A 15,565-nucleotide genomic window follows, 5' to 3' on the forward strand; every position below is an offset into this window, starting at 1 on the left:
CCGGGTCCGGTCAGGCGTCCAGGAGCGCCCGGCCGTCCTCGGCCAGCGCGCCCAGCCGGGACAACGCCCGGTAGTACTTCTTGCGGTAGCCGCCGCGCAGCATCTCGTCGCCGAACAGCGCCCGCGGGTCCGCGCCGGCGAGCAGGACCGGCACGTCGCGGTCGTAGAGCCGGTCGACCAGCACGACCAGCCGCAGCGCGACCTCCTGACGGGTCACCGGTCGCACACCGGTGAGCCCGACGAGCTCGACGCCGTCGAGCAGCGCGCCGTACCGGCTCGGGTGCACGGTCGCCAGGTGGGCCAGCAGGTCCTCGAAGTCGTCGAGCACGGCACCGGGCCGCTCGGTGGCCGCGGTACGGACGGCCTGGGGCGCCAGGGGCGGGGCGTCGGTGAGCACGGTGCGGTGCCGGTAGTCCTCGCCGTCGACCCGCAGCACCTCGAACCGCTCGGACAGCGCCTGGATCTCGCGCAGGAAGTCCTCCGCGGCGAACCGCCCCTCGCCGAGCGCGTCCGGCAGCGTGTTCGACGTGGCGGCCAGGGCGACGCCGCGGTCGGCGAGCTCGCGCAGCAGGCGCGACATCAGCACCGTGTCACCGGGGTCGTCGAGCTCGAACTCGTCGATGCAGACGAGCTTCTTGGTCGACAGGGCGTCCACCGTCGGCAGGAACCCGAGCGCGCCGACCAGGTTCGTGTACTCCACGAACGTGCCGTAGGCGACCGCGTCCGCACCGAGCTCCTCGCGCACCGCGTGGGCCAACGACGTCAGCAGGTGGGTCTTGCCGACGCCGAACCCGCCGTCCATGTAGACCGCGGGTGCGGGACGACGCCGGCCGAACCAGGCGCGCAGGCCGCCGGGGGCCGGGCGGGCGATCTCCTCGGCCACCTCCTGCAGGCGCGCGAGCGTGGTGGCCTGGCTGGGGTGGTCGGGGTTCGCGCGATAGGTGGCGAACCGCGCGTCGGCGAAGTGCCGCGGCGGGACAAGGTCGGCGAGCAGGCGGTCGACGGAGAAGGCAGGACGCACCGCCACCAGAGATCCGGTGGTGGTCGCGTCCGAGGACTGCACGGCTGTCACGACCCACCAGCCTATGCGGCACCCGTACCCTGAACGCTGTGAGTTCCGACACGCCGACGCTCTCCCGGCTGCTCCCCCACGCCGACGAGATCCCCCCGGACCCCGCCGAGCGCACCCTCGCGGCGCTCTACGCCCTGCCGGAGCACCCGTGGGTCCGGGTGAACATGATCTCCACCGTCGACGGTGCGGCCTGGGGCCCCGACGGGCAGTCGGCCTCGATCAACGACGCCGCGGACTGGCGCGTCTTCCGCGTCCTGCGTGCGCTGGCCGACGTCGTCCTGGTGGGTGCCGGGACCGCGCGCCAGGAGGGCTACTCGCACCTGAAGCGGCCGCACGGCCTGGAGCACCTGGCCGGGGCCCCGCTGGAGCTCGCGATCGTCACGCGGTCCGGCCGCGTGCCGTGGTCGACGCTCGACGGCCCCCACCCGCCCGTCGTCGTGACCGGGTCCGCGGGCGCGCTCGAGGCCGGTGCCGCCGTCGGCGACGACCGCGTGCTCGTCTGCCCGGACGGCACCTCCGACGGCGTCGACCTGCGCGCGGCCCGCGACACGCTCGCCGCCCGGGGCCTGGGCCGGGTGCTGTGCGAGGGCGGTCCGGGGCTGCTCGGCGACGTGCTCGCCGCGGGTCTGGTCGACGAGCTGTGCGTGACGACGTCGCCCCGGCTGGCCGGACCCGGGGCGGGCCGGATCGTCGCCGGCCCGGCCGGGAACGAGCCCGGGGGCGGGCACGACCTGCGCCTGGGCCACCTGCTCGTCGGCCCCGCGGGCACGCTGCTGGCCCGGTGGGAGCTGGTGTGACCGACGCGCGGGGCGCCGCCCGGGCACCCACGGCGACGGTGCCGTAGGTTGCTGCCATGTCTGCAGATGCCTGGACCGTCGTCGTCCTCACCGAGGACGCGCTGACCTCCGCCGACGTCGACCACATCACCGCCCTGCACACCGACCCGGACGTCGACGTCGCCTACCGGGTGCTGGTCCCCGCCGACACCGAGCACAAGGTGGTGTCCTCCGTCCTGGACCACCTCGGCATGCTCGAGCTGCGCGAGGCGTGGGACGACATCGTCGGCCGCGAGCCCACGCCCGAGCAGGCGACGGAGACCGCCGCCGAGCAGGTCACCGAGTCCGTCGAGCTGCTCCGCGACCGCGGGGTGACCGCCTCCGGCGAGGTGACCGAGGACGACCCGCTGCCCACGCTGCAGCACGCGGTGGCCGACGGCGGCAACGAGGTGGTCGTGGTGACCTACCCGCACGCCGTCGAGGACACGTTCCACACCGACTGGGCCTCGCGCGCCCGCGACGTGCTCCAGGTGCCGGTGCTGCACCTGTACGCCGGCACCAGCGAGCTCGGCTGACCCTCCGCCGCCCGCGGTCGCGGCACCGGCACCGGCCGGCACCGGGCTCAGCGCACCCGGTGCCCGGCGTGGGTGATGGTGGCGCGCACCAGCTCGTCCATCGAGTCGAGGAACGGCGGCTCGTCGAGCAGGCCGTGGTCGACGGCCGCCACCGACAGCTCGGTGCACCCGAGCACGACGACGCCGGCGCCGCGCTCGACGAGCCGGCCGGCGACCTGGCGCAGCGCGTCGGGATCGGCGGGCCGGCCCGCCTTGACCTGGTCGTAGATCACGGCGTTGACGCGGTCCTGGTCGTCCGCCTCCGGGACCACGACGTCGATGCCGTGGGCGGCGAAGGCGTCGTCGTACACGCCCGAGGCCACGGTGCCGGCGGTGGCCAGCAGCCCGACCCGCGTCAGACCCGGCACCCGGTCGCGGGCGGCCGCCACCGTGACGTCCACGATCGAGACGAACGGGACCGTCACCACGTCGAGGACCTGCTGGGTGAAGTAGTGCGCCGTGTTGCAGGGCATGACCAGGAACCGCACCCCGAAGGCCTCCAGTCGCTGCGCGTCGCGCGCGAGCACCGGGCCGGGGTCGTCCGTCGAGCGCCCGAGCACGAAGTCGGTGCGGTCGGGGATCGTGGCGTGGTTGAGCACGACGAGGTCGACGTGGTCCTGGTCCCGCTCGGCGTGGGTGAGCTGCACGACGCGCTGCAGGAAGTAGGCCGTGGCCAGGGGGCCGACGCCGCCGATCACTCCGACCGGCGGCGTCGGACCCTCGGCGTCCGGTCCGGGCGTCGTCACGCCGTCCCCCGCCAGGCCAGGCGCCGCGCCTCGGCCACCGGGTAGTGACGCGCGTACTTGCGCCACTGGTTGAGCTGGGCGACGGCGAGGTAGGCCAGCCGCCGCGGGTTCGTCTCGGCGCGGTACCACAGCGGGTTGGTGGACCGGCCGCGACGAGCGAGCCGGCGTGCCTGCGCCCGTACGTCGTCGTCCAGCACGTACCGCCGCAGCAGCGGACCGGGCAGCACCGTGTACAGGTGCTCCGCCTCGAGCTCGCCGGAGGAGGTCAGCGGCACGTCCGGGCCGAGGACGTCCCGGGGGTCGGGGTCGAGACCGGCCAGGTGCTCGTGCACGTAGAACTTGACCGCGTTCGCCCCGGCGGCCGTGATGTAGAAGTTCGAGCGCCCCAGGCGGGGGTTGAGCTCGAAGAACACGTACCGACCGTCCCGCGGGTCGTACTTGAGGTCGAAGTTCGCGAAGCCGGTCCAGCCGACGTGCTCGAGCAGCCGCGTGGCCTGCTCGACGACCTCGTGGTTGACCTGGGTGATGATCCCGGCCGGGTTCCCCAGGGCTCCCGGCGTGTGCTCCTCGAGCAGCACGTGGCCGTACGCGGAGAAGCGCACCTTCCCCGAGGCGTCGGAGTAGCACGTGAGGATGCGCATGCCGGAGTCGTCGCCGGGGATGTAGTCCTGGATCACGAACGCGCCCTGGTAGCCCGCGGCGCGGACCCGCGCGAGCAGGTCGACCAGCTCGTCCCGGGTGTCGACGAGGAAGACCTTCTTCTTCCCGGCGAACTCGACGTCGTGGTAGGCGGCCGTGCTGGCCGCCTTGGCGATGACCGGGAAGGTCAGCCCGGAGGTGTCCGGCTCTCCCCCGGTAGCCACGTCGTGCACGACCGTGGTCGGGTGGGCGATCCCGAGCTCGGCGCACAGCTCGCCGAACCCTTCCTTGTCGGTGAGCCGGTGCAGCAGCTTCTCGTCGACGTAGGGGATCTCGTAGCGGTCCTCGAGCCGGCTCCGCTGCTCGACGAGGAGCCGGACCAGCCAGTCGGCCGACCCGACCGCGACGAGGTCGGCGTCGGCGTGCTCGTCGGCGATCGCCCGCAGCCGGGCCACGACCGCGTCGGGGTCGTCGATGCCGGGCTCGACGACGTGCTCCAGGATCCGCGAGTGCCGCACGAGACCGGTCGACATCCCCGAGACCACCACGGGCCGCACGCCGTAGGCCTCGTGGAACGTCCGGGCAAGGGAGTAGGCGCCGATGTCGCCGCCGAGGACGACGGGCTGCAGCCGGCGGCTCATCGGGTCTCCTGTCCTGCGGCGGTGCGCCGCGTGGCGGAGGCCGCCCGGGCGGCCTCGAAGTTGGCCCGCAGCGCGCTGGCCGGGTAGAAGCGGCGATACTTGCGCACGTGGTTGACCAGGGCGGTGAGCACGTACAGCCGACGACGCGGCGAGGCGTCGGCGGAGTACCGCAGCGGGTGCACCGTGCGGCCGGTGCGCATCAGGCCCACGACGCGGGCGCGCAGCCCGTCGTCGAGCACGTAGCGGCGCAGCAGACGGTGCGGCACGACGCAGTAGAGCACCTCGCGCCGAGCCGTCACCGGTTCGCGGCTCTCGCCGTGGACGACGTCGTCGACGAGCACCTCGGTCGGGTTCTGGCCGCCGGCGGTCAGGTAGTAGTTGTTCCGCCCGATGCGGGGGTTCTGCTCGAAGAACTTGTAGACGCCGTCGCGCGGGTCGAGCTTGACGTCGAAGTTCGCGAAGCCCCGCCAGCCGACGTGCTCGCACAGCCGCTGGGCCGCGTCGAGGATCTCCTCGATCGGCTCGACGATCATCGCCGACGGGTTGCCCCGGGCCGCGGGCGTGCGCTCCTCGAGGAGCACCCGGGCCGAGCAGCGCAGCGTCACCCGTCCCGCGGTGTCGGAGTAGGTCGTCACCGACCGCATCTGGGTGTCGTCGCCCGGGATCATCTCCTGGACGAGGAACCGTCCGCGGAACCCGGCGCGCCGCAGGCTCCCCCACAGGCTGTCCAGCTCGGCGCGGGAGGCGATCTCGTAGATCTTCTTCTTCCCGGCGAAGTGCACGTCGTGGTAGTCGGCGCTGGAGGCCGGCTTGGCGATCACGGGGTAGTCGAAGCCGACCGGCTCCGGCTTCCACCCGGGCGCGTCCGCACCGGCGAAGTCCTGGATCACCGTGGCCGGCGTAGGGATGCCCAGCTCGGCGCAGACCGCGGAGAACTCCGCCTTGTCGCAGATGCGGTCGATCAGCGCCTCGTCGGCGTACGGCAGCACGTACCCGGCCGTCTGCAGCACCGACCGGTGCCGCGCGAGGATGCGCACCACCCAGTCCATGTTCGACTGCAGCAGCAGCGGCTGCCGGTGCCCGGCGGCCCGGCGGTCACGGGCCACCTGCTCCAGGGTGGCGACGATCTCCTCGGCGCCCGTGCCGGACAGCACCGTGTCGATGAGCTGCGAGTGCGCGATGGGCCCCGGCTCGGCGAAGGCGACCACCGTGGTGCGGAGCCCGTAGGCCTCGTGGAAGGACCGCGTCAGCGCGTAGACGCCGATGTCGGAACCGACGATCACGGGGTGGAACCCGGGGCCGCTCGTGGCGGCCCCGGGACCCGACTGGGGGGTGGTCACGGGTGCGTCAGGCCTCCTGCTCGCTGCGGTCACCGGACCAGAGGGTGTGGAACGAGCCCTCGCGGTCGGTGCGACGATAGGTGTGCGCACCGAAGAAGTCACGCTGCGCCTGGATGAGCGCGGCGGGCAGCCGCTCGGCGCGCACGCCGTCGTAGTAGGCCAGCGACGAGGAGAATGCCGGGGCCGGGATGCCGGCGGACGCGGCCTGCGCCACGACCCGGCGCCACGCGGCCAGACCGTTGCCGACGGCGTCGGTGAAGTACTCGTCCGACAGCAGCAGCGGGAGCTGCGGGTCGCGCTCGTAGGCCTCGGTGATGCGGTTGAGGAACCGCGCGCGGATGATGCAGCCACCGCGCCAGATGCGCGCCATGGCACCGCGGTCGATGTCCCAGCCGTTCTCGGCCGAGGCCGCCGCGATCTGGTCGAAGCCCTGGGAGTAGGCGACGACCTTGGAGGCGTACAGGGCCTGGCGGACGTCCTCGATGAAGGCGTCCCGGTCGGCGACCTGCAGCGTCTCGGCGTGGGCCGGCAGGGCGCGGCGACCGGCCTCGCGCTGCGGCACGCCGCCGGACAGGGCCCGCGCGAAGGTGGCCTCGGCGATGCCCGTGATCGGCACGCCCAGGTCGAGACCGTTCTGCACGGTCCAGCGGCCGGTGCCCTTCTGCTCGGCCTGGTCCAGGACGATGTCCACGAACGCCTGGCCGGTCTCGGCGTCGACGTGACCGAGCACGTCCGCGGTGATCTCGATGAGGAACGACTCGAGGTCGCCCTCGTTCCACGCCGCGAAGATCTCGCCGATCTCGGCGGCGGACGCCCCGAGCCCGGACCGGAGGAGGTCGTAGGCCTCGGCGATGAGCTGCATGTCGGCGTACTCGATGCCGTTGTGCACCATCTTGACGAAGTGACCGGCGCCGCCCGGGCCCACGTAGGTGCAGCACGGCGTGCCGTCGACCTTGGCCGAGATGGCCTCCAGGATCGGGCCGAGCGACTCGTAGGACTCGCGCGTCCCGCCGGGCATGATCGACGGGCCGAGCAGCGCGCCCTCCTCGCCCCCGGAGACGCCGGTGCCGACGAAGTGCAGACCGCGGGCCCGCAGGGCCTCCTCGCGACGCATCGTGTCGGGGAAGTGCGCGTTGCCGGCGTCGACGACGATGTCGCCCTCCTCCAGCAGCGGCAGCAGCTCGTCGATCACGGCGTCGGTGGCGGCACCGGCCTTGACCATGATGACGACCTTGCGGGGGCGCTCGAGGGAGGCGACGAAGTCGGCCATGGACTCCGACGGGACGAAGTCGCCCTCGTCGCCGGACTCGTCCATGAGCGACTGGGTCTTGCCGTAGCTGCGGTTGTGCACCGCCACCGTGTATCCGTGGCGCGCGAAGTTCCGCGCCAGGTTCCGGCCCATCACCGCGAGTCCGGTGACGCCGATCTGAGCACGTGCTGTCATTGCTTCCTGCTTCCTCGTGGAGGTCGTTCCCGGGCGTACACGACGTCGGTCGCCCGCCAGGCCGAGAACAGCCTAGTCGGACGCCCGGACCGGCACGCCGACGTGCCGGGATCCGGACAGGGTGTCCGCCGACGCCGAGGACCCCGACGACGTCCCGACCGGTGCGGGACGGACCACGACGGACCGGCGGACGACCGGCACGTCGTCGCGGCGCGGGCCCCCGCCCGGCGTACGGTGACAAGGTGACTGCTTCCCCGCCCGACGTGCCGGAGCGGTTCGCCGCCGCGCTGGCGTCGCTGCGCGGCCGTCGCACCCGGCCGGAGGTCCGCCTGTCCGAGATCCCGGGTCCGCGACGGGTCGCGCCCTTCAGCCTGGCGCTCGAGGGCGAGGTCATCAGCGAGGGTGTCGAGATCGCCACGGGGCGGTTCGTCGTCCTGCACGACCCGGCGGGCCAGGAGCAGTGGCACGGCGACTTCCGTGTCGTGACCCTGGTGCGCGCCGAGCTCGAGGCCGAGCTGGCCGCCGACGAGATGCTGGGCGACGTCGCGTGGACGTGGGTGACCGAGAACCTCGAGTCGGCCCAGGTGGGGGCGATCGCGACCGGCGGCACGGTGACGCGGGTGCTGTCGCAGAGCTACGGGGCCCTGGCCTCCACCCCGGACGCGGTGGACCTGGAGATCCGGGCCTCCTGGACGCCGACGGACACCGACCTGGGCGCGCACCTGGAGGTGTGGGCGGACCTGATGTCGACGGCGGGTGGCCTGCCCCCGCTGCCCGACGGCGTGACGGCCCTGGACGTGCGACGCCGTACCGTGGAGCCATGAGCTCCGGCGTGACCCAGGTCGACCCCGACGTCGTCCCCCTGACCGAACCCGCCGACGGTGTCGGTGACGTCGTCTCCACCCCGCAGGCGTTCGCCCGTGTCGTCGACGCGTTCGGCGCCGGGTCGGGCCCGGTGGCGGCCGACGCCGAACGGGCCTCCGGGTACCGCTACGGGCAGTCCACCTACCTGGTCCAGCTCCGGCGCGCCGGGGCCGGGACGGCGCTGCTGGACCCCGTGGGGCTGCCGGACATGTCGCGGCTCGCCGACGCGGTGGGCCCCGCGGAGTGGGTCCTGCACGCCGCCTCGCAGGACCTGCCGGGCCTGGCCGAGCACGGCCTGCTCCCGCCGCGCGTCTTCGACACCGAGCTGGCGGCCCGACTGCTGAACCTGCCCCGCGTCGGCCTGGCGGCCGTGGTCGCCGAGACGCTGGGCCTGGGCCTGGCCAAGGAGCACTCGGCCGTCGACTGGTCCACCCGTCCGCTGCCGACGGACTGGCTGCGGTACGCCGCGCTGGACGTCGAGGTGCTCGTCGAGGTGCGCGACGTGCTGGCCGCGCGGCTCGAGGAGGCGGGCAAGACCGAGTGGGCCGCCCAGGAGTTCGAGCACGTGCGCACCCTGCCGCCGCCGGCCCCGCGGCCGGACCCGTGGCGCCGGACGTCGGGCACGCACACGGTGAAGAACCGTCGCGGCCTGGCGGTCGTGCGCTCGCTCTGGGAGGCGCGCGAGCACAACGCCCGCGAGCGCGACGTCTCGCCGGGCCGGGTGCTGCCGGACCGCGCGATCGTGGCGGCCGCCAAGGCCCTGCCGCGCACCGCCGGCCAGCTCGCGGCCGTGCCGGAGTTCGCGACCAAGGGTGCCCGACGACGGATCACGGCCTGGCAGCGCGCGATCGACGCCGCGCTCGCCCTGCCCGAGGCCGAGCTGCCCCCGGTCCGCGGCCCGCGGACCGACGGCCCGCCGCAGCCGCGCACCTGGGGCGACCGAGACCCGGTCGCAGCGCGTCGCCTGCAGGCGGCCCGCGAGATCATCGCCGAGCTGTCCGAGACCCACGCCGTGCCCGCGGAGAACCTGCTGCAGCCCGACGCGATGCGTCGGCTGTGCTGGTCGCCGCCGGAGCCCGCCGGACCGGAGGACATCGCCGACTTCCTGCGCGGACGTCGCGCCCGGGAGTGGCAGATCGGCCTCGTGGCGGACCGGTTCGCCCGCGCCTTCGCCGACGCCTGAGCCCGCCCTGAGCCCGTCGCGCACCCCGGGGCCGAGGCGACACCACACCACTGATACGGCGTCTCAGGTGGTCTATGCTGTTCGTGGTACTCGCGGTAGCGTGTACCTGTGCCCGGCGTGATCCGCCGTCGCACCCGAGCGACGATGCTCCCCCAGCACCGTCGGACCCGACCACCGCAACGGACGGAGCTGCCATGACCGTGGCCCCTCAGGCCCCCGGCACCACCCGAGACCCGGCCCGGCGCGCGCTGCGCGACGTCGTCTTCGTCGAGGGCGTGCGCACCCCCTTCGGCAAGGCGAAGGCCGACGGCCTCCTCGCCGAGACCCGCGCCGACGACCTCGTGGTCAAGGCGCTGCGCGAGCTGCTGCGCCGCCACCCCGAGCTGCCGCTCGACCGCATCGACGAGGTCGCCGTCGCCGCGACGACGCAGCAGGGCGACCAGGGGCTGACGCTCGGGCGCACCGCCGCACTCCTGGCCGGCCTGCCGACGTCGGTCCCGGGCTACGCGATCGACCGCATGTGCGCCGGCGCCATGACCGCCGTGACGACCACCGCCTCGAGCATCGCCGTGGGCGCCTCGGACGTCGTGGTCGCCGGCGGCGTGGAGCACATGGGCCGCCACCCCATGGGCCTGGACGCCGACCCCAACCCGCGGTTCCTCGCCGAGAAGCTCGTGGACCCCGAGGCGCTCAACATGGGGGTCACCGCCGAGAACCTGCACGACAAGTTCCCCCACCTGACCAAGGAGCGGGCGGACGCCTACGCCGTCAACACCCAGGCCAAGTACGCCAAGGCCCTGGCCAACGGCGACATCGGCCCCGAGATCGTGCCCGTCGCCGTCCGGTCGGCCGAGAAGGGCTGGGGGCTGGCCACCGCCGACGAGCTCCCCCGCCCCGGCACCACGGTCGAGGGCATCGCCGACCTCAAGACGCCGTTCCGCCCGGGCGGCCGCGTCACCGCCGGCAACGCCTCGCCGCTGACCGACGGCGCCACCGTCTCGCTGCTCGCCGCCGGCGACACGGCCGACGAGCTCGGCCTGCCCGCCGCGATGCGCCTGGTCTCCTACGCCTTCGCCGGCGTCCCGGCCGAGATCATGGGCTACGGCCCGGTCCCGGCCACCGACAAGGCGCTCGCCAAGGCGGGGCTGACCATCGACGACATCGGCCTGTTCGAGATCAACGAGGCCTTCGCCGTCCAGGTGCTCAGTTTCCTGGACCACTACGGCATCGCCGACGACGACGAGCGCGTCAACGCCTACGGCGGCGCCATCGCCGTCGGCCACCCGCTGGCCGGCTCGGGCGTGCGACTGATGACCCAGCTCGCGCGCCAGTTCGCCCAGCACCCCGAGGTCCGCTACGGCATGACGACCATGTGCGTCGGCCTGGGCCAGGGCGGCACCGTCATCTGGGAGAACCCCCACCACGCCGACTACTCCGGCCACGTCCCGTCGACCACGGAGGGCTGAGCACGATGAGCCAGAGCACGACCACCGAACCTCGCGCCGAGCGCGTCACCCACTCCCTCGTCCGGGACGTCGAGCTCCCCGGCGGCCAGGGCACCCTGGCGCTCGTCACGCTCGACAACGGCCTGGACCACACCAAGCCCAGCACCCTCGGCCCCGAGGGGCTGGCCGAGCTGACCGCCGCCCTGCGTGCGCAGCAGCGGCGCGCGGCCGACGGCGAGATCGTCGCCGTGGCCGTCACCGGCAAGCCGTACTTCCTGGCCGCCGGCGCCGACCTGCTCGGCGTGAGCACCGTGACCTCCCACGAGCAGGCCCTCGAGCTCGGTCGCGCCGGGCACGCGGCCTACGAGCTGCTGCACACCATGGGCGTACCGACCTTCGCCTTCGTCAACGGCCTCGCCCTCGGCGGCGGCCTCGAGGTGGCCCTGAACTGCGACTACCGCACCGTCGCCTCCGACGCCGCGGCGCTGGGCCTGCCGGAGACCGGCCTCGGCCTGGTGCCGGGCTGGGGCGGCGCGTACCTCGTGCCCCGCCTGGTCGGGATCGAGAAGGCCGTGGACGTCGTCCTCACCCGGCCGGCGGCGAACAAGCCCTTCAAGCCCGCCGAGGCCCACGAGATCGGCCTGGTCGACGAGGTCTTCGAGGCGGCCGACTTCCTCGAGCGGTCGATCTACTGGGCCACCGAGGTGCTGCGGGGCGACGTCGTCCCCGCGCGACGCGAGCTCGATCCGCAGCCCGTGTGGGACGCCGTCGTGCAGGCGACCCGCGAGCGCCTCGACGCCACGATCCACGGGTCGCGACCCGCGCCGTACCGGGCGCTGGACCTGCTGGCCGGGGCGCGGACCGCCTCGCGCGAGGAGGCCTTCGCCGCCGAGGACCAGGCGCTGGCCGACCTCATCATGACCGACGAGATGCGCTCGAGCGTGTACGCGTTCCAGCTCACCTCCTCGGGCAAGAAGCCGAAGGGCGCGCCCGACAGGTCCCTCGCGAAGCCGGTCACCCGTGTCGGCATCGTCGGTGCCGGTCTCATGGCCGCCCAGATCGCCCTGCTCGTCTCGCAGCGCCTGGGCGTGCCGGTCGTCATGCGCGACCTGGACACCGAGCGCGTCGAGAAGGGCCTCGGCTACGTGCGCTCCACCGTCGAGAAGCTCGTCGGCCGCGGTCGCATGAAGCCGGAGGTCGGCGACCGTGTCGTCGCCAGCATCACCGGTACCACCGAGATCGACGAGTTCGCCTCGTGCGACGTCGTCGTGGAGGCCGTCACCGAGGTGATGGGCCTGAAGAAGAAGGTGTTCGCCGAGCTCGAGGAGATCGTGAGCGAGGACACCGTCCTCGCCACGAACACCTCGGCGCTGTCGATCACCGAGATGGCCTCCGACCTGCGCCACCCCGAGCGCGTGGTCGGCATCCACTTCTTCAACCCGGTGGCCCAGATGCCGCTGGTCGAGGTCGTCAACGCCGAGCACACCTCCGACGAGGCGCTGGCCACGGCGTTCGCCATCACGAAGAAGCTGCGCAAGACGGCCGTGCTCGTCGCCGACCGTCCGGGCTTCGTGGTCAACCGGCTCCTCGTGCTGGTCATGGGCAAGGTCGTCGAGGCCGTGGAGAACGGCACCTCGGTCGAGGTCGCCGACACCGCCCTGTCGCCGCTCGGGTTCCCGATGCCCACGTTCGAGCTCTTCGACCTGGTCGGCCCCGCCGTCGGGCTGCACGTGCTCACCTCGCTGCGCGAGGACCTGGGCGAGCGGTTCCCCCGCTCGGCCGGCCTGGAGAAGCTCGTCGCCGACGGCACCCGCGTAGTGCTCGACGCGCCGGGCCGCGGGCTGCCCAAGCCCGTCGACCCGACGATCCAGGGCGTCTTCGGCGAGGCGCTGCCCGCCGGCACCGAGGGACGCGCCGGCACGCCGGTGCTCGACGCCGACGGCGTGCTGGACTCGGTGCTCACGGCCCTGACCGTGGAGATCGGGCACATGCTCGACGAGAACGTCGTGGCCGACCCCTCGCAGATCGACCTGTGCATGATCCTGGGCGCCGGGTGGGGCTTCCACACCGGCGGCATCACGCCGTACCTGGACCGGACCGGCTACAGCGAGAAGGTGCTGGGCCGGCGTCTGCTGCCGGACGGCGTCGCGAACGTCCCCGGGGGCTCCGCCTGAGCCGAGGTCACCTGACACTGCCCTCCCCGGGGTAAGACGCACCGGAGGCCCGGTCCCGACGTCGGGATCGGGCCTCCGGTGCGTCCGGACCTCCGGTGCGTGCCGGTCCGGGCCCGGGCCCACGCCACCCGTCGCGAGGTACCGACCGGTCGCCGAGATACCGGTGCATCGTCGTCTCGGGCGGCGACGCACCGGTATCTCAGCGACGGTCCGGTATCTCGGCGACGAACCGGTATCTCGGGGACCGGGACGGCCCGGTCAGGACGCGGCGCGCTCGCCGGCCGTCGCGAGCGCCAGCACGTCCCGCGTGGTCGCGCCCACGACGTCGGGCGCCGCACCGTGGACGTCGTCCCAGGCGCGACCGTGCGACACCCACCCGGTGCGCACCCCGGCGGCCCGGCCCACGGCGACGTCGGCGTGCCCGGCGTCGCCGACCATCCAGACCTGGTCGCGGTCGACGGCGGACGCCCCGAGCCGCTCGAGCGCGATCTCGACGATGGCCGGGTCGGGCTTCTCCACGCCCTCCTCGCCGGAGACGACGACCGCGTCGACGGACGCCTCGACGCCGCAGGCCGCGATCTTGCCGCGCTGCTGGTGCGAGACGCCGTTGGTGACCACGGCCACCCGGTCACCGGCGGCTCGCAGCGCGTCGAGGTCGGCCAGCACGCCGTCGTAGGCCCGCACGTGCTCCCGGATGCCGGCCCGGAACCGGTCGATCGCCGCGGGGACGTCGTCGACCCAGCCCAACCGGGCGATGAGCTCGCGGGCGACGTCGGCCTTGGGCGAGAACCCGCCGTCGTCCGCCGCCACGATCGCCGCCAGGTCGGCCGCCGTGCCGCCGTCGGCCGCCACCGCGGAGTCCGCCCAGGCGGCGAACGCGGCGTCGCGGGAGACGAGCGTGTTGTCCAGGTCCAGGAGCCAGATCATGCGCGCAGGCTACGCGGACCGGCGCCACGGCAGCCGCCGCGTCCCGGCCAGCGGATCGGGCGGCCGGTGCCCGGGCGGCAGGTCGTCCCGCTCCCCCAGCGCGACCAGCACCGACGGCACCAGCTCCTTGGCGGTGCGGCGGTAGCCGACGGCGCTGGGGTGGAACCGGTCGAGGCTGAACGCCTCGTCCGGAGAGGAGATGAAGAACGGCCCGACGACGACCGCCAGGGACACGGCGTGCGCCCCGGCGCGCCGGGCGGCCACCGACTGCGCGGCGGCGAGCTGGCGCGAGGCCCGCGACCCCAGGGTGCGCAGCGGCTGCGGGACCGGCCGCAGCGCCCCGAGGTCGGGACAGGTGCCGACCACGACGGCGCTCCCGCGCTCCTGCAGCCGCTCGATCGTCTCGACGAGGTAGCGCACGGAGACCGCCACCGGTACCCGGTGGGTCACGTCGTTGCCGCCGACCACGACGACGGTCACGTCGGGTCGGTAGTCGTCGTCCAGCCCGTCGAGCTGCGCGGCCAGCGCGGAGGACTCGGAGCCGACGACGGCGGCGCAGCGCAGGCGCACGGGGCGCTGCAGCGTCTTGCCGACCCCGCGGGCGATGCGGGCCCCGAGGGTGTCCTTGCGCCGGTCCGCACCGAGGCCGGCCGCGATGGAGTCGCCGAGCACGAGCAGGTCCAGGGGTTCGCCGCCGTACGTGCCGCGCCAGACGCGGTCGGCGTCCGGAGCCGACTCGCCGAGCGCCTTGCCGATCCGCCGGCGGGCGATCGCGGCCTGCCGGCGCAGCATCTGGACGGTGACCGCGGCCGTCACCGAGGCGAGCAGGGAGACCGCGAGCGCGGAGACCGTGGTGCGTGTGCGACCCATGACTGCTGTTCAACCAGACTCCGCTGAACGGGGGGTGACGCACGGCTGACGTGTCGGTGGCGCGTGTCCGTGCGCGCCGCGGGGCAGCTCGGCGCGCGCTCCGGGCCCACGGACCCCATGATGCCGACATGACCGAACCACGCACCATGGGTGTCGAGGAGGAGTTCCTGCTCGTCGGGCCCGACGGCTCGCCGGTGGCCAAGGCCGCCGAGGCGCTGGAGGCCTCGGGGCACTCGACCAAGGGCGGCGGCACCGGCGCGCTGGAGCCGGAGTTCATGGAGGAGCAGCTGGAGACGGCGACGCACCCGCGTTCCGCGCTGGAGGACCTGGCCGCCGAGATCCGCGCGGGCCGCGCTCGGGCGCAGGACGCCGCCGACCGGGTCGACGCCCGCGCGGTCGCCCTGGCCACCTGCCCCGTGCGGTTCACCGGGACCACGATGCCCGGGGTGCGGTACCAGGAGGCGCGGCGGGTCTTCGGCCTGACGGCGCGCGAACAGCTCACCAGCGGCTGCCACGTCCACGTCGCGGTCGCCGACGAGGCCGAGGGCGTCGACGTCCTGGACCGGATCGGCCCCTGGCTGCCCACCTTGCTCGCCCTGAGCACCAACTCGCCGTACTGGCAGGGCGAGGACACCGACTACGCGAGCTTCCGCTCCCAGGTGCTGGTGACCATGACGTAGCCGATCCGCTTGCCCTGGGCGGTCCAGCGGGCGATGGCCGCCGCTCCCCCGAACTCCATGTCGTCGGGGTGGGCGACCACGACCAGCGCGGTGTCCCAGTCCTCGGCCAGCGGTGCGAGCTCAGCATCCATACGGCGACCCTAGGCGACC

15 protein-coding genes are annotated in these 15,565 nt (G+C 73.9%); 7 read left to right on the top strand and 8 right to left on the bottom strand.

Annotated elements, in window-relative coordinates; translation table 11 throughout:
- Positions 1-10: 10 nt before the first annotated feature.
- The gene (gene zapE, locus PO879_RS09020) at positions 11-1,072 is read right to left on the bottom strand and encodes a cell division protein ZapE (RefSeq protein WP_278234574.1); all 1,062 of its coding nucleotides are present in this window, start codon (positions 1,070-1,072) and stop codon (positions 11-13) included.
- Positions 1,073-1,110: 38 nt separating this feature from the next.
- Here zapE and PO879_RS09025 point away from each other — a divergent pair, with 38 nt between their 5' ends.
- Complete coding sequence (locus PO879_RS09025) at positions 1,111-1,869, top strand: dihydrofolate reductase family protein (RefSeq protein ID WP_278234575.1); 759 nt, start codon at positions 1,111-1,113, stop codon at positions 1,867-1,869.
- Between the two features lie 56 nt (positions 1,870-1,925).
- Entirely contained in the window at positions 1,926-2,423 is a 498-nt protein-coding gene (locus PO879_RS09030) for a hypothetical protein (RefSeq protein WP_278234576.1), read from the top strand.
- Between the two features lie 47 nt (positions 2,424-2,470).
- Here the strand turns inward: PO879_RS09030 and PO879_RS09035 are convergent, their stop codons facing one another.
- The 4 genes from PO879_RS09035 to gndA are packed head-to-tail and all read right to left on the bottom strand — an operon-like array spanning position 2,471 to position 7,272.
- A complete protein-coding gene (locus tag PO879_RS09035) occupies positions 2,471-3,208 on the bottom strand; it encodes an amino acid racemase (RefSeq protein ID WP_278234577.1) in 738 nt (245 codons plus the stop codon).
- Positions 3,205-4,488, bottom strand: coding sequence for a carboxylate--amine ligase (locus PO879_RS09040; RefSeq protein WP_278234578.1), 1,284 nt, complete (start codon positions 4,486-4,488; stop codon positions 3,205-3,207). Before PO879_RS09040 ends, PO879_RS09035 begins: the two co-directional genes overlap by 4 nt.
- Positions 4,485-5,828 carry a hypothetical protein gene (locus PO879_RS09045; protein ID WP_278234579.1) on the bottom strand — a complete coding sequence of 448 codons (1,344 nt, stop codon included), beginning with the start codon at positions 5,826-5,828 and terminating at the stop codon, positions 4,485-4,487. The genes PO879_RS09040 and PO879_RS09045 overlap by 4 nt, the downstream gene beginning before the upstream one ends.
- Before the next feature lie 7 nt (positions 5,829-5,835).
- Positions 5,836-7,272 (bottom strand): NADP-dependent phosphogluconate dehydrogenase, encoded by a 1,437-nt coding sequence (gene gndA / locus PO879_RS09050; RefSeq protein WP_278234580.1) that lies wholly within the window; start codon positions 7,270-7,272, stop codon positions 5,836-5,838.
- Positions 7,273-7,514: 242 nt separating this feature from the next.
- Here gndA and PO879_RS09055 point away from each other — a divergent pair, with 242 nt between their 5' ends.
- The 4 genes from PO879_RS09055 to PO879_RS09070 all read left to right on the top strand — a co-directional run bounded on the left by PO879_RS09055 (position 7,515) and on the right by PO879_RS09070 (position 12,938).
- Positions 7,515-8,096: a DUF3000 domain-containing protein gene (locus PO879_RS09055; protein WP_278234581.1), complete on the top strand. Its 582-nt coding sequence runs from the start codon at positions 7,515-7,517 to the stop codon at positions 8,094-8,096.
- Positions 8,093-9,319 (top strand): HRDC domain-containing protein, encoded by a 1,227-nt coding sequence (locus PO879_RS09060; RefSeq protein WP_278234582.1) that lies wholly within the window; start codon positions 8,093-8,095, stop codon positions 9,317-9,319. Before PO879_RS09055 ends, PO879_RS09060 begins: the two co-directional genes overlap by 4 nt.
- Before the next feature lie 194 nt (positions 9,320-9,513).
- The gene (locus tag PO879_RS09065; protein ID WP_278234583.1) at positions 9,514-10,785 is read left to right on the top strand and encodes a thiolase family protein; all 1,272 of its coding nucleotides are present in this window, start codon (positions 9,514-9,516) and stop codon (positions 10,783-10,785) included.
- Between the two features lie 5 nt (positions 10,786-10,790).
- Complete coding sequence (locus PO879_RS09070; protein WP_278234584.1) at positions 10,791-12,938, top strand: 3-hydroxyacyl-CoA dehydrogenase NAD-binding domain-containing protein; 2,148 nt, start codon at positions 10,791-10,793, stop codon at positions 12,936-12,938.
- 258 nt (positions 12,939-13,196) lie between these two features.
- Here PO879_RS09070 and PO879_RS09075 read toward each other — a convergent pair whose 3' ends face one another.
- Both PO879_RS09075 and PO879_RS09080 read right to left on the bottom strand, forming a co-directional pair.
- Positions 13,197-13,865, bottom strand: coding sequence for an HAD family hydrolase (locus tag PO879_RS09075; protein WP_278234585.1), 669 nt, complete (start codon positions 13,863-13,865; stop codon positions 13,197-13,199).
- Positions 13,866-13,874: 9 nt separating this feature from the next.
- The gene (locus PO879_RS09080; protein WP_278234586.1) at positions 13,875-14,735 is read right to left on the bottom strand and encodes an SGNH/GDSL hydrolase family protein; all 861 of its coding nucleotides are present in this window, start codon (positions 14,733-14,735) and stop codon (positions 13,875-13,877) included.
- A gap of 128 nt (positions 14,736-14,863) precedes the next feature.
- On the opposite strand from PO879_RS09080, the gene PO879_RS09085 reads away from it, so the two are divergent.
- On the top strand, positions 14,864-15,415 hold the full coding sequence (locus PO879_RS09085; protein WP_278234587.1) for a glutamate-cysteine ligase family protein: 552 nt from the start codon (positions 14,864-14,866) through the stop codon (positions 15,413-15,415).
- Here PO879_RS09085 and PO879_RS09090 read toward each other — a convergent pair.
- Complete coding sequence (locus PO879_RS09090) at positions 15,373-15,546, bottom strand: PIG-L family deacetylase (RefSeq protein WP_278234588.1); 174 nt, start codon at positions 15,544-15,546, stop codon at positions 15,373-15,375. The genes PO879_RS09085 and PO879_RS09090 overlap by 43 nt on opposite strands.
- Positions 15,547-15,565 lie beyond the last annotated feature (19 nt).

Origin of the sequence: Isoptericola sp. AK164 (genome assembly GCF_029643425.1) — a bacterium.
In the GTDB taxonomy this organism is placed as follows: Bacteria; Actinomycetota; Actinomycetes; order Actinomycetales; family Cellulomonadaceae; genus Isoptericola; species Isoptericola haloaureus.

Excerpts from the sequence above, each read along its gene's own strand:
- gndA (WP_278234580.1), bottom strand. The coding sequence starts at position 7,272 with ATGACAGCACGTGCTCAGATCGGCGTCACCGGACTCGCGGTGATGGGC.
- PO879_RS09060 (WP_278234582.1), top strand. The coding sequence starts at position 8,093 with ATGAGCTCCGGCGTGACCCAGGTCGACCCCGACGTCGTCCCCCTGACC.
- PO879_RS09085 (WP_278234587.1), top strand. The coding sequence starts at position 14,864 with ATGACCGAACCACGCACCATGGGTGTCGAGGAGGAGTTCCTGCTCGTC.
- PO879_RS09080 (WP_278234586.1), bottom strand. The coding sequence starts at position 14,735 with ATGGGTCGCACACGCACCACGGTCTCCGCGCTCGCGGTCTCCCTGCTC.
- PO879_RS09040 (WP_278234578.1), bottom strand. The coding sequence starts at position 4,488 with ATGAGCCGCCGGCTGCAGCCCGTCGTCCTCGGCGGCGACATCGGCGCC.
- PO879_RS09030 (WP_278234576.1), top strand. The coding sequence starts at position 1,926 with ATGTCTGCAGATGCCTGGACCGTCGTCGTCCTCACCGAGGACGCGCTG.
- PO879_RS09075 (WP_278234585.1), bottom strand. The coding sequence starts at position 13,865 with ATGATCTGGCTCCTGGACCTGGACAACACGCTCGTCTCCCGCGACGCC.
- PO879_RS09090 (WP_278234588.1), bottom strand. The coding sequence starts at position 15,546 with ATGGATGCTGAGCTCGCACCGCTGGCCGAGGACTGGGACACCGCGCTG.
- PO879_RS09065 (WP_278234583.1), top strand. The coding sequence starts at position 9,514 with ATGACCGTGGCCCCTCAGGCCCCCGGCACCACCCGAGACCCGGCCCGG.
- PO879_RS09070 (WP_278234584.1), top strand. The coding sequence starts at position 10,791 with ATGAGCCAGAGCACGACCACCGAACCTCGCGCCGAGCGCGTCACCCAC.